The organism is Corallococcus sp. M7 (genome assembly GCF_054512695.1).
In genome coordinates this window covers 7548461-7561878 of record NZ_CM137252.1, presented here as the reverse complement: position 1 = coordinate 7561878, position 13418 = coordinate 7548461, and the positions used below count along the sequence as shown (strand labels likewise).

Sequence of the window (13418 nt, the reverse complement as noted above, 5' to 3'; positions counted from 1 at the left end):
GCCTTAAGCGGCGGTGCGGTGCAGGTAGTCGATGAGGTCGATCTTCGTGACGATGGCGACGACGGTCTCGCCGTCCTTCACCACGGCCACGTTGTCGCGCGCGAAGATTTCACGCAGCCGGTCGATGCTGGCCTCGGCGGACACGGCGCCCTGGAGCGGGGCGACGATGGGGTCGATGGCGTCCTGGAACTTCACCTTGTTGGCGACCAGGGCGTTGAGCAGGTCGTACTCGTGCACCATGCCCACGGCGCGGCCGTCGTCGGACACCACGGGCATCTGGCTGATGCCGTGGCTGCGCATGGTCTCCACCACGCGGTCCACGCGGTCACCGCGCTTGGCCGTCTTCAGGTCGCGGGGCTTCGCGCCGATGATGTCGCGCACCGTGCCGGCGCCCTTCTCCTGCATGAAGCCGTTGTCGCGCATCCACTCGTCGGAGTGGAACTTGCTGATGTAGCTGCTGCCGGAGTCCGGCAGGACGACCACGATGGTCTTGCCCTTGCCCACTTCCTTCGCCAGCTGCACCGCCACGTGCACGGCCGCGCCGGACGAGCCACCCGCGAAGATGCCCTCCTCGCGAGCCAGCCGGCGCGCGGCGTTGAAGCACATGCGGTCATCCACCTGGCGCACGTCGTCCACGACCTTGAAGTCCATGGCGCCGCAGAGCATGTCCTCGCCAATGCCCTCGACCTTGTAGACGTGCGGCTCGGTGAGCTTGCCCGTCTTGAAGTAGCCCTCGTAGACGGAGCCCTCCGGATCCACGCCGATGTTCTTCAGGCCGGGGATCTTCTCCTTGAGGTACTTGCCGGCGCCGCTCATGGTGCCGCCGGTGCCCAGGCCGGACACGAAGTAGTCGAACTTGCCTTCGGTCTGCTGGAAGATCTCCGGACCCGTCGTGTGGTAGTGCGCCTCGATGTTGTCCGGGTTGTGGTACTGGTTCAGCATGAACGCGCCCGGCGTCTCCTTGGCCAGCCGCTTGGACGTCTCGTAGTAGCTGCGCGGGTCTTCGGCCGGAACGTTCGTCGGCGTGACGACGACCTGGGCGCCCATGGCCTTCAGGCGGTTGATCTTCTCCAGGGACATCTTGTCCGGCATGGTGAAGATGCACTTGTAGCCCTTCACCGCCGCGGCCAGCGCCACGCCCATGCCGGTGTTGCCGGACGTGTTCTCCACGATGGTGCCGCCGGGCTTGAGCTTCCCCTCCCGCTCGGCCTTTTCGATGATGTAGAGCGCCATGCGGTCCTTGATGGACGCGCCGGGGTTCATGAACTCGCACTTCACGAGCACGGTGGCGTCGTTCGGACCGACGAGCTTGTTGAGCTTCACCAGCGGCGTGTGGCCAATGGCGGTGAGGATGTTCTGTTGGATGTCCATCGTGCGTGGCTTCCCGAAAAAAGTGAGGGTCGGGGCCTTATATGTGCTCCGCCCTGTCAGGGGGAACATGCCCGAAGGCGGGCCCCTTCCTGACGCAGGATGCCGCGACCGTGTGGGTGTTGCCCCGGGGCTCCTCGTCGCGTAGGCGACAGGGCAGGCGGCCGCCGGGCGAGTGCTCCACGCGGGCTTTGACCCGCCGCGCCGTGCCTCCGATACTCGCGGGCGTCTTTCCCTTCCCCCTCCGGAGCACCCGCCCCCCATGGAACTTGAGGCCGCCCTTCGCGACCAGGTGGGACAGGCCATTGGCCGTCCCGTCCCCGATGCCCCCATCAAGAAGTTGAAGGGCGACGCGAGCAACCGCTCCTACTACCGCGTCGGCAGCGCCCCGGAGAGCTGGGTGCTGATGGTGATGCCGCCGGACGCGACGAAGAAGAGCGAGGAGGCCACCAAGGGCGAGCCCCCGAAGGAGCTGCCCTTCATCAACGTGCACCGCTACCTGGAGAAGCTGGGCGTGCGCGTGCCGCGCATCCTCCGCTACGACGAGCCCGCGGGCATCATGGTGCTGGAGGACCTGAGCGACATCACCTTCGAGTCCGCGCTGGAGGGCGGCCGCCACAATCAGGCGCTCTACACGCGCGCGGTGGACCTGCTGGCGAAGCTGCGCGTGCAGGCGGAGAAGCAGCGCGACCCGGACTGCCTGGCCTTCACGCGCGCCTTCGACGAGGACCTCTACGACTGGGAGCTGCACCACTTCCGCGAGTGGGGCCTGGAGGCCTGGAGCGGCAAGCAGCCCACGGCCGAGGAGCGCGCCCAACTGGACGCCACGTTCCGGGACATCGCGAAGACGCTCGCCGCCGCGCCGCGAGGCTTCACGCACCGCGACTACCAGAGCCGCAACATCATGGTGAAGGAGGGCGAGCTCGTCGTCATCGACTTCCAGGACGCGCTCCAGGGCCCGCGCCAGTACGACCTGGTGGCGCTGCTGCGCGACAGCTACGTGGAGCTGGACCGCGACTTCGTGGACACGATGCTGGACCGCTACATCGCCACGTTCGAGCAGGAGAGCGGGGAGAAGATCGACGCGAAGGAGTTCAAGGCGTTCTTCGACCTGCTCACCATCCAGCGCAAGCTGAAGGACGCGGGCCGCTTCGAGTTCATCAACCGCGTGAAGGGCAACCCGGGCTTCCTCGTCTCCATCCCCGCGTCGCTGCGCTACGTGAAGGCCGCGTTCGCGCGCCGGCCGGAGCTGGCGGGGCTGCAGAAGCTCATCGCGAAGTACGTGCCCGAGCTGGCGGCCTGAAGCCATGAAAGCGATGGTCCTCTGCGCGGGCCTGGGCACGCGCCTGCGCCCGCTCACGGAGCGCTGGCCCAAGCCGGCCATGCCGTTTCTTGGCCAGCCGCTCTTGCGCTACCACCTGGCGGTGTTGAAGGCCGCGGGGGTGACGGAGGTGGGCATCAACACGCACCACCTGCCGGACACGATGGCGGCGGTGGCCCGCGCGGAGTGCGAGCGCGCGGGGCTGCCGCTGCACGTGGTGCACGAGCCCGTCATCCAGGGCACGGGCGGAGGCATCCGCGGCCTGCGAGACTTCCTCTCCGGCGAGGACTTCCTCGTGTTCAACGGGGACATCCTCTTCCCGGTGGACCTGAAGCCCGTGGTCGTGGCGCACCGTGAGTCCGGCGCGGTGGCGACGATGGTGCTCCTGCCCATGCCGGAAGGGGAGAAGTACGCGGCGGTGGAGGCGGACGCGGGCGGGCAGGTGCGCCGCATCGCGGGGTACGGCCCGGGAGGCGACGGCCTGCGCCCGTGGCACTTCACGGGCGTGCACGTGATGTCCCCCAGCGTGTTCGACTTCATGACGGCGGAAGGCCCCGAGGACATCAACCGCGAGGTCTACGTGCGGGTGATGCAGGCGGGGCTCCAGGTGCGGGGCCACGCGGTGGACGCGTACTGGTCCGACCTGGGCATGCCGTCGCGCTACCTGGCCACGGTGCGGGACGTGCTCGAAGGGCGCGTGCCGTTGCAGGCGCTGGGGAAGGACTCGCCGCTGCACGGGCTGAAGGCCGGGGCGGACGGAGCCTGGGTGCACCCGGAGGCCCGCGTCGCGGGGACGGTGCGCGGGCCCGCGTACGTGGGCGCGGGCGCGGTGGTGGACGCAGGCGCCACCGTGGGCCCGGGCGTGTCGGTGGGCCCGGGAGCGCGGGTGGGGCAGGGCGCGCGGCTGGAGCGCTGCGCCGTGTTCGAGGAGACGCAGGTGTCCCCGGGTGAGGCGCTGACTGAAGTGCTCGCGTGGGGCCCGCACCGGGTGCCCGCGCCGCTCACGGGGCGCTGAGGACCTTCACGCCGGAGCCATCAGGTCTCCAGGTGGCTTCGAGCGTGAGGAGGGAGCCGAACGTCACGCGCAGCTTCTGACCCGGCGTGGCCCAGTGGAGCTTCGGGGTGGTGTCCTCGTCGGCGCTCTCCGGGTATTGCGCCACGACGTGCCCGGCTCCATCCAGGATGGGGCTGCCGCAGTCGTCCCAGGTCAGCAGGACGGTCCGCTTCGGCCCCTGCTTCTCCAGGCGCACGAGCCGCACCGTGACGACGGTCGCGCCGCCGCAGGGGCCGTCCGTGTAGCGGCCATACATGGGGTCATCGCTCCGCTCCACGAGTCCCGGCGTGCCGTCCTTGAACCGGAACGTCTCCACCACCGTGCTGGACATCACGGCGCGCAGGTCGCCCGGAGCCCGGGAGAGGTACAGCGTCGTCGGCGGGGCGCCCGGGGTCCGCAACGGGATGCTCGCGGTGCCACCGCCCACGAACGGGGTGGGCGGACCGAAGACGCTGGCTTGAGGACGGTATCCGGTGACGTCATCGAGCGACTCGGAGCAGGTCCGCACCATGTTGCTCCAGGGGGCCTCGCTGAGCACCCGCACGCCGGTCCACGTCTCCCCCGTGCGCAGGAAGTAGGGCGGCAGCGCATCAAACGCCTGCTTCGCGCCGGGCGCCTTGGGCAGGGGCTGCCCCAGCTCCGGAAGGCCCTCCACCAGCTTCATCGTGAGCGGCTTCGCGAGCTTCACGGTCCGCAGCGTCTGCGCGTCGCCCCACTTCGGGGCAGGGTGCGTGGAGCGCAGCGTCTCCTTCGTGCCCTCGGCGCCCGCGTCGATGGCGTCCACCCGGACGCGCAACGTGCGCACGCCGTCCTTCGGGACGAACAGCAGCGCCCCGGGCTGGAGCACCGCGCGCACGTGGTAGCCCGTGGCCGTCCGCAGCGCTTCGTAGCGCACGTCGCCTTCGCCCAGGGCCGGGGACAGGCCCGGGTAGCGCTCCACGTCGTAGAGCACGGGGGGCCGGCCGTCCGGAAAGAAGCCCAGGTGCGCGAGCCCCAGCAGCACCCGCGTCCGCTTGGGCGCCGTGCCCAGCTGCTCGCGCACGGCCCGCTGATCCTCCTCGCAGCCTTTGTCCGCCGGCACCTCACCGCGGATGATGGCCTCGAGCGCCTTCGGGTCGTCCTTGCCGCTCACCGTGAAGAGCTTCCCCTTGGGGGACGTGGTGACGACGCGGGAAGGCATCAGCGCGTCGGGCGCCTCCAGCCCGAACCACACCTCCACGTGGTCCGAGTGCACGTCGTCCGTCGCGGCCGACGGCGTCGTGTCCACCACGTCCACGTCCAGCACCAGCTGCTGTCCATCCGAGACGAGCGTCGCGACTGACGCGGGGGCGTTCTCGCCCGGGCCTCCCAGGGGGAGGGAGAAGTCAGGCGGGGCCGCCATCAGCAGCAGGCCGGTCAGCAGGTGCCAGGACATGGGGATTCCTCAAGACGAAGGCCCGCGCTCCTTCGGGGAGCACGGGCCTTCACGCGTCCGGATGGGACGGGTGCCTCAGGCGGCGTGCCAGCGCGCCAGCACGCAGGTGACGTTGTCGTTGCCGCCCGCCGCGTTGGCCAGGTCGATGAGCTGGCCGCAGGCCTTCTCCAGCTCCGGCGTGCGCGACAGGATGTCCTGCATCTGCGCGTCGGTGATCATGCCGCTCAGGCCGTCCGAGCACAGCAGGAAGACGTCGTTCTCCAGCGGATCCACGCGGGTGACGTCCACCTGCACCTGCTCCTTCATCCCCAGCGCGCGGACGATGACGTTCTTGTGGGGGAAGTTCTCAATCTCCTCCGGCGTGAGCTTCTTCGCCTTGAGGTAGTCGTTGAGCAGCGAGTGGTCCTCCGTCACCTGCTGGAGGATGCCGCCGCGGAAGAAGTACACGCGGCTGTCGCCCACGTGGCCCACGTAGACGCCGTTCTCCGCGAAGTGCACGGACACGATGGTGGTGCCCATGCCCTTGTACTTGGAGTCCGTCGTGGCGCGCTCGAAGATGCGCGCGTTCGCCAGCTTGATGCCGGTGGCCAGGCGGTTCTCGTCGTAGTTGCGCTGCTTGTCCATCTTGAAGGGCCAGGTGGCGTCCTGGTCCTTGGACGTAAGGCGGAAGAACTCACCCAGCTCATCCACCGCGATGCGGCTGGCGATCTCTCCGGACGAATGGCCTCCCATGCCGTCCGCCACGCACACGAGGTTCTCCTCGGTGAGCACGAGGTAGTTGTCCTCGTTGTGGTTCCGCTTCATCCCGACGTGGGTGCTGCCGGCGACCTCGATGCGCATGCGAAGGGACTCTTCCGGGGGACAGGCGTGAAAATCGGGGCGCGACGTTAACAAAGCGCTCCAAAAGGGGTCAAAAACCTCTCCTCTGTCCCAGCATTCCCCCCTGCGGGTGCGGGTGGGGAGGCTCGGACCCCTGGGTCCCCCTCAGGCGCCCGGGGCCTCTCCCGGGGTGAAGACCAGGCGGTCGCCCTCCTGGGTGCCGCTGGCCGAAAGGACCCCGGCGGGCAGCTCCAGGACGGAGCGGGCCTTGAAGTAGATGGACGAGGTGCGCCAGGGCGGCATGGCGGACAGTTGCTTGACGATGCGCCCTTCCGCGTCCAGGAAGGCGACGTCGATGGGGATGCGCATGAAGAAGGTGTGGATGGAGTTGCAGGGCTCGATGTGCATCCCGCCCCCCATGGGCAGCGAGGCGCGGCCCATGAGCCCCTGGAAGCGCTGCACGAAGGACTCGGCGCGTTCCGCGCGGTCCGCGAGCAGCCGCTGCCGCGTTTCGTTGGTCACCCTCCAGTGCATGTCCGGTGTTCTATCCCATGCTTGAGCCCCTGGCGTCCCCGCTGCACCTGGTCCTCGTCTCCCCGCAGATTCCGCCCAACACCGGCAACGTGGCCCGCCTGTGCGCGGTGACGGGCTGCCGGCTCATCCTGGTGGAGCCCCTGGGGTTCTCCATCGACGACCGGAACCTGAAGCGGGCGGGGCTGGACTACTGGGACAAGGTGTTCCTGAAGCTCTACCCGACCTACGACGCCTACGTGGCGGAGTACCCCCAGGCCCGGCGGTGGCTGTTCTCCGCCCGGGCGGAGACGTCGCTGTACGCGGCGCGCTTCGAGCCGGGGGACCACCTGGTGTTCGGCTCGGAGGTGACGGGGCTGTTGCCGGAGGTGATGGAGGGGGGGACGGGGACGCCGGTGACCATCCCCATGCTTCCGGAGCGCCGGAGCTTGAATCTTTCGACGTCGGTGGGGATTGGCGCCTACGAGGCGCTGCGTCAGGTGCAGCTGGGGACAGCGGCCAGGCAGGCGCCGCCGTCGAATTGAGGGGCGAGCAGGACGGGCTACACTCCGTGGCCGAATGTCCGCCTCGCAGGTCGCCGAAGCGCTGTATGCCGCCCACAAGTCCCGAGCCACCGGCCGGCTGACGCTGCACGCCGGTGGACGCGAGTCCGCGCTGTGGCTGCGCGAGGGCGACCTGGTGGGCGCGAAGCTGGGCTTCGGCTACCAGACACCGGCGCAGGCGCTCTTCCAGAACGGGTTGTTGGGCGTGGACGCCCTGGACGCGCTGTGGGCGCGGGGTGGGGCGGCGGCGCCGGACGAGGAGCTGCTGGAGGACAGCGGGCTCCAGCCCGCGGTGGTGCACGAGCAGCAGGTGCTGGCGCAGGTGCGGAGGCTGAGCGAGCTCGCGGAGCGCGCGGACTTCGAGGCGGAGGCGGTGGAGGCGGCGGGGGATTTCGCGCCCATCGCGGGGGTGCGGGTGGTGCGCGCGGCGCTGGAACCAACGCCCAGTGAGCCCGTGCCCGCGAGGGTCTACCGCTGCCCGGAAGTGGCGGCCTGCGAGCCGTGGCTGACGGATGCGTCGGAGCGGAGCCTGCTGGAGACGCTGGGCGCGTTCCGGAGGCCGGAGACGCTGACGGGGGCACAGCAGGCGCTGCTGCGGGTGCTGGAGCGCGAGGGCCGCATCGAGGCCCTGTCGGTGGAGGAGTGGGAGGAGCGCGAGCGGCTGCGGCGCGAGGAGGAGCTGCGGCAGGCGGAGGAGGAGGCCTGGGCCATCGAGGAGGCGCGCCGGCGCGAGGAGGCGGAGCGGCTCGCGGAAGAGGCAAGGCTCGCGGAGCTGGCGCGGCTGGAGGCGGAGCGACTGGCGGAGGAGGCTCGGCTGGCGGAGGAGGCTCGGCTCGCGGAGCTGGCGCGCATCGAGGCGGAGCGGTTGGCGGAAGAGGCCCGGCTGGCCGAAGAGGCCCGGCTGGCCGAAGAGGCCCGGCTGGCGGAGGAGGCCCGTCTCCGGGCGATCGAGGAAGCACGCCTGGCGGAAGAGGCCCGGCTCGCGGAGCTGGCGCGGCTGGAGGCGGAGCGGCTGGCGGAAGAGGCTCGGCTGGCGGAAGAGGCTCGGCTCGCGGAGCTGGCGCGTATTGAAGCCGAGCGGCTCGCGGAGGAGGCCCGCCTTGCTGAACTGGCGCGCATTGAAGCTGAGCGGCTTGCTGAAGAGGCTCGGCTCGCGGAGCTGACGCGCATTGAAGCGGAGCGACTCGCGGAAGAGGCACGGCTCGCGGAACTGGCGCGCATTGAAGCTGAGCGTCTCGCGGAAGAGGCTCGTCTTGCCGAAGAGGCTCGCCTTCGCGCTGAAGAAGAGGCCCGACTCGCTGAAGAGGCCCGACTCGCTGAAGAGGCCCGGCTTGCTGAAGAGGCTCGTCTCGCTGAAGAGGCTCGTCTCGCTGAAGAGGCTCGTCTCGCTGAAGAGGCTCGTCTCGCTGAAGAGGCTCGTCTCGCTGAAGAGGCTCGACTTCGTGCCGAAGAAGAGGCGCGTCTTGCCGAGGAGGCTCGGCTCGCTGAAGAGGCACGTCTCGCAGAGCTAGCGCGCATTGAGGCGGAGCGTCTTGCCGAGGAGGCTCGTCTCGCGGAGCTGGCGCGCATTGAGGCGGAGCGACTCGCCGAAGAGGCGCGGTTGGCGGAGCTTGCTCGCATCGAAGCGGAGCGACTCGCCGAAGAGGCTCGTCTCGCGGAGCTGGCGCGCATCGAGGCGGAGCGGCTGGCCGAGGAGGCTCGTCTCGAGGAGGAGGCTCGGCTCCGAGCGATCGAGGAGGCTCGGCTCGCTGAAGAGGCCCGCCTCGCGGAAGAAGCACGTCTTGCCGAAGAAGCTCGCCTTCGCGCCGAGGACGAAGCGCGTCTTGCCGAGGAGGCTCGGCTCGCTGAAGAGGCCCGCCTCGCGGAAGAGGCTCGGCTTCGCGCCGAAGAAGAGGCCCGGCTCGCCGAGGAGGCTCGGCTCGCTGAAGAGGCCCGACTCCGCGCCGAGGAAGAGGCTCGACTCGCGGAAGAGGCGCGACTTCGTGCGGAGGAAGAGGCTCGACTCGCGGAAGAGGCGCGACTTCGTGCGGAGGAAGAAGCTCGGCTCTCGGAGGAGGCTCGCCTTCGCGCGGAGGAGGAGGCGCGCCTTGCGGAAGAGGCCCGACTCGCCGAGGAGGCCCGGCTCGCTGAACTCGCACGTATCGAAGCCGAGCGACTCGCCGAAGAGGCTCGCTTGGCCGAGGAGGCCCGGCTCGCTGAAGAGGCTCGGCTGCGTGCGGAAGAGGAGGCCCGGCTCGCGGAAGAGGCTCGACTTCGAGCTATCGAAGAGGAGCGGCTTGCGGAGGAGGCACGTCTTCGCGCGGAGGAGGAAGCGCGCCTGGCGGAGGAGGCCCGCCTTGCCGAAGAGGCTCGCCTTCGTGCGGAGGAAGAGGCTCGTCTCGCGGAGGAAGCCCGTCTTCGCGCGATCGAGGAGGCTCGACTCGCGGAAGAAGCACGGCTGGCTGAAGAGGCTCGACTCGCTGAAGAGGCTCGACTCGCTGAAGAGGCTCGACTCGCTGAAGAGGCGCGGCTGGCTGAAGAGGCTCGACTCGCTGAAGAGGCGCGGCTGGCTGAAGAGGCCCGTCTCGCGGAAGAGGCGCGTCTTGCCGAAGAGGCTCGTCTTCGTGCAGAGGAAGAGGCTCGACTCGCTGAAGAGGCCCGACTAGCTGAAGAGGCCCGTCTCGCGGAAGAGGCTCGACTCGCTGAAGAGGCTCGACTCGCTGAAGAGGCTCGCCTCGCTGAAGAGGCGCGTCTTGCCGAAGAGGCTCGCCTTCGCGCGGAAGAAGAAGCCCGGCTCGCGGAAGAGGCTCGACTGGCTGAAGAGGCCCGGCTTGCTGAAGAGGCTCGACTCGCTGAAGAGGCGCGGCTGGCTGAAGAGGCTCGACTCGCTGAAGAGGCTCGCCTCGCTGAGGAAGCTCGTCTCGCGGAGGAGGCTCGCCTTCGTGCCGAAGAAGAGGCTCGCCTTCGTGCCGAAGAAGAGGCGCGTCTTGCCGAGGAGGCCCGTCTCGCTGAAGAGGCACGACTGGCCGAAGAGGCACGTCTCGCGGAGGAGGCCCGCCTTCGTGCCGAGGAGGAAGCGCGAGTAGCCGAAGCGGCGAGACTCGCTGAAGAGGCTCGGCTGGCTGAAGAGGCTCGCCTCGCGGAAGAAGCACGACTGGCCGAAGAGGCTCGCCTCGCGGAAGAAGCACGACTGGCCGAAGAGGCCCGGCTTCGTGCGGAGGAGGAGGCTCGACTCGCAGAAGAAGCACGCCTCGCGGAGGAAACTCGGCTTCGTGCGGAAGAAGAGGCGCGTCTCGCGGAGGAAGCCCGACTCCGTGCAGAGGAAGAGGCCCGACTGGCGGAAGAAGCACGCCTTCGCGCGATCGAAGAGGCTCGTCTCGCTGAAGAGGCGCGTCTCGCGGAAGAGGCTCGCCTTCGGGCCGAAGAGGAAGCGCGAGTCGCTGAAGAGGCCCGGCTTGCTGAACTGGCGCGCATTGAAGCTGAGCGCCTTGCCGAAGAAGCGCGGCTCGCCGAAGAGGCTCGACTGGCCGAAGAGGCTCGGCTGGCGGAAGAGGCCCGCCTTCGCGCAGAGGAGGAGGCTCGCCTCGCGGAAGAGGCCCGGCTGGCGGAGGAGGCTCGTCTTCGCGCGCTTGAGGAGGCTCGACTCGCTGAGGAAGCACGGCTGGCCGAAGAAGCGCGCCTGCGTGCGGAGGAAGAGGCACGACTCGCGGAAGAAGCGCGGCTCGCCGAAGAGGCTCGACTGGCCGAAGAGGCCCGTCTTCGCGCAGAGGAAGAGGCACGACTCGCCGAAGAGGCACGACAGGCTGAGGAAGCTCGCCTCGCGGAAGAAGCCCGTCTGCGTGCGGAGGAGGAGGCCCGCCTCGCGGAGGAGGCCCGCCTCGCCGAAGAGGCACGGTTGGCAGAGGAGGCCCGCCTCGCTGAAGAGGCTCGGCTGGCCGAAGAGGCCCGCCTTCGAGCGGAAGAGGAGGCTCGGCTCGCGGAGGAGGCCCGGCTTCGTGCTGAAGAAGAGGCCCGCCTTGCCGAAGAGGCTCGGCTCGCGGAAGAGGCCCGTCTTCGCGCGATCGAGGAAGCCCGACTCGCAGAGGAAGCTCGGCTAGCCGAAGAGGCGCGCCTGCGTGCGGAAGAAGAGGCCCGCCTCGCCGAAGAGGCACGTCTCGCGGAAGAGGCTCGGCTGGCAGAAGAAGCACGCCTCGCCGAAGAGGCTCGCGTTCGCGCCGAAGCCGAAGCACTGCGCCTGGCGGAGGAAGCCCGTCTTCGTGCCGAAGAGGAAGCCCGGCAGGCCGAACTCCACCGCCTCGCCGAAGAGGCCCGTGCCGCCGAGGCCGCACGCCTCGCGGAGCAGACCCGCGCCGCCGAAGAGGCCCGCCTCGCCGAAGAGGCCCGTGCCGCCGAGGCCCAGCGCCTGTCCGAACAGGGCAAGCCCGCCCATCCGCCCTCACTCCCCCGGCGCACCCGCCCGGCCGCGCCTGCCACGCCGCCCCCGGTCCTCGTCCCCGTTGCCGCCGCGTCCACGGAGCCTGAACCGCTCACGCTCGGGCCCGAGGACATCATCCTCACCGCGGAGCCTGAACCCGCCGCTCCAGCGAACTGGGCCGACTCCATTCCCGCGTCCCCCCGCGACGCCCTGGAGCTCCCCGCCAGCGACAACACCGCGGCCCTCACCGAGGCCCGCAAGCGCGCCCAGGCCGCCCTGCTCCAGGACATGGCCGAGGCCCTGCGCCGCTCCGCCTCCGTGCCCCTGGACCCCTGGCTCACCGAGGAGTCCTCGCGCTTCCCCGTCGCGCCCCCGCCGGAACCCGACCTCCCCCTGCTGGAGGTGGAGCCGGAGAGCTGGGGCGACATCGTCCCCGCCGGCGCCCCCCTCCCGGACACCCGCGCCCCCGCTCCGGCCGCCCCCGTCGTCCCCGCCGAGGCCCCCCCTCAGCCGGACCTCTGGGCCGTCCAGCCCCCCAAGTTCCCCGCGTCCTCCACACCGCCCGTGCGTCCCGCCCGCGCCAGCGAGGACGACCTGTGGCGCATCGTCTCCTTCGACGAGTCCAACGACCCCGCCCAGAACCTCACCGCCTCCTTCGAGGCCGCCCTCCAGCAGGTGGACGCCCACCTGGAAGCCCTCATCCGCTCGGATGTCCGCTCGGCGGGCGACGCCAACGAATTCCTCGTCGAGGCCATCGTCGAAGCGACATTCGAGCCGCTGCCTTCTCCCCGCTCCACCGCGTTCCCCGGTGACAACGCGGGGGCTTCTGGCCAGACTGGGGATGAGTTGTCCGGGGATCTGGACGACTGGGATTTTGACGAGGACGACGTGGCGGCCGAAGACCCCTCCAACCCCGACGAAGCCTCCAAGCTCCGGCGCCAGCGCCTCCTGCGCCGCGCCATGGAGAACATGGGCACGCTCGGCGCCCGCCCCGTTGCCCCCGCCGCCGCGAGCACCCCGGCCACGCCCGAAGGCGCCGCGCCACCGCCCGCCGCCGTCGCCGCGCCGCCAGAGCCCCCCAAGCCCGACGAGGGCCGGCTCGCGCAGCAGATTGAACAGCGCTACGCCGACATCCAGACGAAGAAGGACCACTTCGTCACACTTGGGGTTCCGCAGGACGCCTCCCGCGACCAGGTGAAGGCCGCCTTCCTGAGCCTCGCCAAGGTCTTCCACCCGGACCGGCTGCCCCCGTCGCTGCCGCACCTGGCGCCGAAGATCACCGCCGTCTTCGAGTCCATCCGCGAGGCCTACGAAGTCCTCCACGACGACACCCGGCGCAAGAACTACCAGCTGGCCCAGCAGGGCGCACAGGCCGCTCCGAAGCCCCCGGCCCCCAGCGCCGCCCGCCCGGGCAGCCCCGCCACGGCCCGCGCGGACACCAACGCGGACGACTTGTTCCGCATGGGCGAGGTCTTCTTCCGCAAGCGCGACTTCGTCGCCGCCAGCGAGCACTACGAGCGCGCGTACGGCCTGGACCCCAAGCCCCTGTACCTCGCGGCGCGCGCCTGGTCCGTCTACATGGACCCCAACCGCAAGGCCGACATGCCCCGCGCGAAACAGTGGATGGCGGATGCGGTGCGCACCGACCCGAACTGTGATCGCGCCCACTACCAGCTGGGCGTCATCGCCCGCGTGGAGGGGGACATGGACCGCGCGGAGAAGCACTTCCGGGAAGCCGTCCGTGCGAATCCCAAGCACCTGGAGGCGAACCAGGAGCTGCGACTCATCGACATGCGCAAGAAGAACCCACCCAAGAAGGGTCTCTTCCGCTGACTCGCCTGTCCCCCAGGGAGGGAGCCGGCCCGTTTTCCGGACAGTCCCGCCCATTGACACACCTGAAAGCCGGACCCGATGCTTGCCCCCACGGGGCGCGTCCGTCGGATCCGCCGTCCCGCCCGTCTTGAAAGGCATGCCAC

The 13418-nt window shown here is 70.0% G+C and carries 8 protein-coding genes; 4 read left to right on the top strand and 4 right to left on the bottom strand.

Going from position 1 to position 13418, the window contains the following annotated elements:
• Window positions 1-3: 3 nt before the first annotated feature.
• Complete coding sequence (locus ACX114_RS30200) at window positions 4-1371, bottom strand: pyridoxal-phosphate dependent enzyme (protein ID WP_120551737.1); 1368 nt, start codon at window positions 1369-1371, stop codon at window positions 4-6.
• Between the two features lie 259 nt (window positions 1372-1630).
• On the opposite strand from ACX114_RS30200, the gene ACX114_RS30195 reads away from it, so the two are divergent.
• Window positions 1631-2671 carry an aminoglycoside phosphotransferase family protein gene (locus ACX114_RS30195; RefSeq protein ID WP_459290235.1) on the top strand — a complete coding sequence of 347 codons (1041 nt, stop codon included), beginning with the start codon at window positions 1631-1633 and terminating at the stop codon, window positions 2669-2671.
• 4 nt (window positions 2672-2675) lie between these two features.
• A complete protein-coding gene (locus ACX114_RS30190; RefSeq protein ID WP_459290233.1) occupies window positions 2676-3704 on the top strand; it encodes a nucleotidyltransferase family protein in 1029 nt (342 codons plus the stop codon).
• On the opposite strand, the gene ACX114_RS30185 is transcribed toward ACX114_RS30190, so the two are convergent.
• From ACX114_RS30185 to ACX114_RS30175, 3 genes are all read right to left on the bottom strand, one after another.
• Window positions 3691-5157, bottom strand: coding sequence for a hypothetical protein (locus tag ACX114_RS30185; RefSeq protein ID WP_459290231.1), 1467 nt, complete (start codon window positions 5155-5157; stop codon window positions 3691-3693). The genes ACX114_RS30190 and ACX114_RS30185 overlap by 14 nt on opposite strands.
• Before the next feature lie 75 nt (window positions 5158-5232).
• On the bottom strand, window positions 5233-5997 hold the full coding sequence (locus tag ACX114_RS30180) for a Stp1/IreP family PP2C-type Ser/Thr phosphatase (RefSeq protein ID WP_459290229.1): 765 nt from the start codon (window positions 5995-5997) through the stop codon (window positions 5233-5235).
• A gap of 144 nt (window positions 5998-6141) precedes the next feature.
• Window positions 6142-6510: a DUF192 domain-containing protein gene (locus ACX114_RS30175; RefSeq protein WP_338261900.1), complete on the bottom strand. Its 369-nt coding sequence runs from the start codon at window positions 6508-6510 to the stop codon at window positions 6142-6144.
• A gap of 17 nt (window positions 6511-6527) precedes the next feature.
• On the opposite strand from ACX114_RS30175, the gene ACX114_RS30170 reads away from it, so the two are divergent.
• The gene (locus ACX114_RS30170) at window positions 6528-7031 is read left to right on the top strand and encodes a tRNA (cytidine(34)-2'-O)-methyltransferase (RefSeq protein ID WP_014398831.1); all 504 of its coding nucleotides are present in this window, start codon (window positions 6528-6530) and stop codon (window positions 7029-7031) included.
• 34 nt (window positions 7032-7065) lie between these two features.
• Window positions 7066-13275 (top strand): J domain-containing protein, encoded by a 6210-nt coding sequence (locus ACX114_RS30165; RefSeq protein WP_459290226.1) that lies wholly within the window; start codon window positions 7066-7068, stop codon window positions 13273-13275.
• The last annotated feature ends 143 nt before the right edge of the window (window positions 13276-13418 follow it).

What these genes read in the sequence shown, in the direction of transcription:
- ACX114_RS30200 (WP_120551737.1), bottom strand. Translation starts at nt 1,371, where the DNA reads ATGGACATCCAACAGAACATCCTCACCGCCATTGGCCACACGCCGCTG.
- ACX114_RS30195 (WP_459290235.1), top strand. Translation starts at nt 1,631, where the DNA reads ATGGAACTTGAGGCCGCCCTTCGCGACCAGGTGGGACAGGCCATTGGC.
- ACX114_RS30190 (WP_459290233.1), top strand. Translation starts at nt 2,676, where the DNA reads ATGAAAGCGATGGTCCTCTGCGCGGGCCTGGGCACGCGCCTGCGCCCG.
- ACX114_RS30185 (WP_459290231.1), bottom strand. Translation starts at nt 5,157, where the DNA reads ATGTCCTGGCACCTGCTGACCGGCCTGCTGCTGATGGCGGCCCCGCCT.
- ACX114_RS30180 (WP_459290229.1), bottom strand. Translation starts at nt 5,997, where the DNA reads ATGCGCATCGAGGTCGCCGGCAGCACCCACGTCGGGATGAAGCGGAAC.
- ACX114_RS30175 (WP_338261900.1), bottom strand. Translation starts at nt 6,510, where the DNA reads ATGCACTGGAGGGTGACCAACGAAACGCGGCAGCGGCTGCTCGCGGAC.
- ACX114_RS30170 (WP_014398831.1), top strand. Translation starts at nt 6,528, where the DNA reads ATGCTTGAGCCCCTGGCGTCCCCGCTGCACCTGGTCCTCGTCTCCCCG.
- ACX114_RS30165 (WP_459290226.1), top strand. Translation starts at nt 7,066, where the DNA reads ATGTCCGCCTCGCAGGTCGCCGAAGCGCTGTATGCCGCCCACAAGTCC.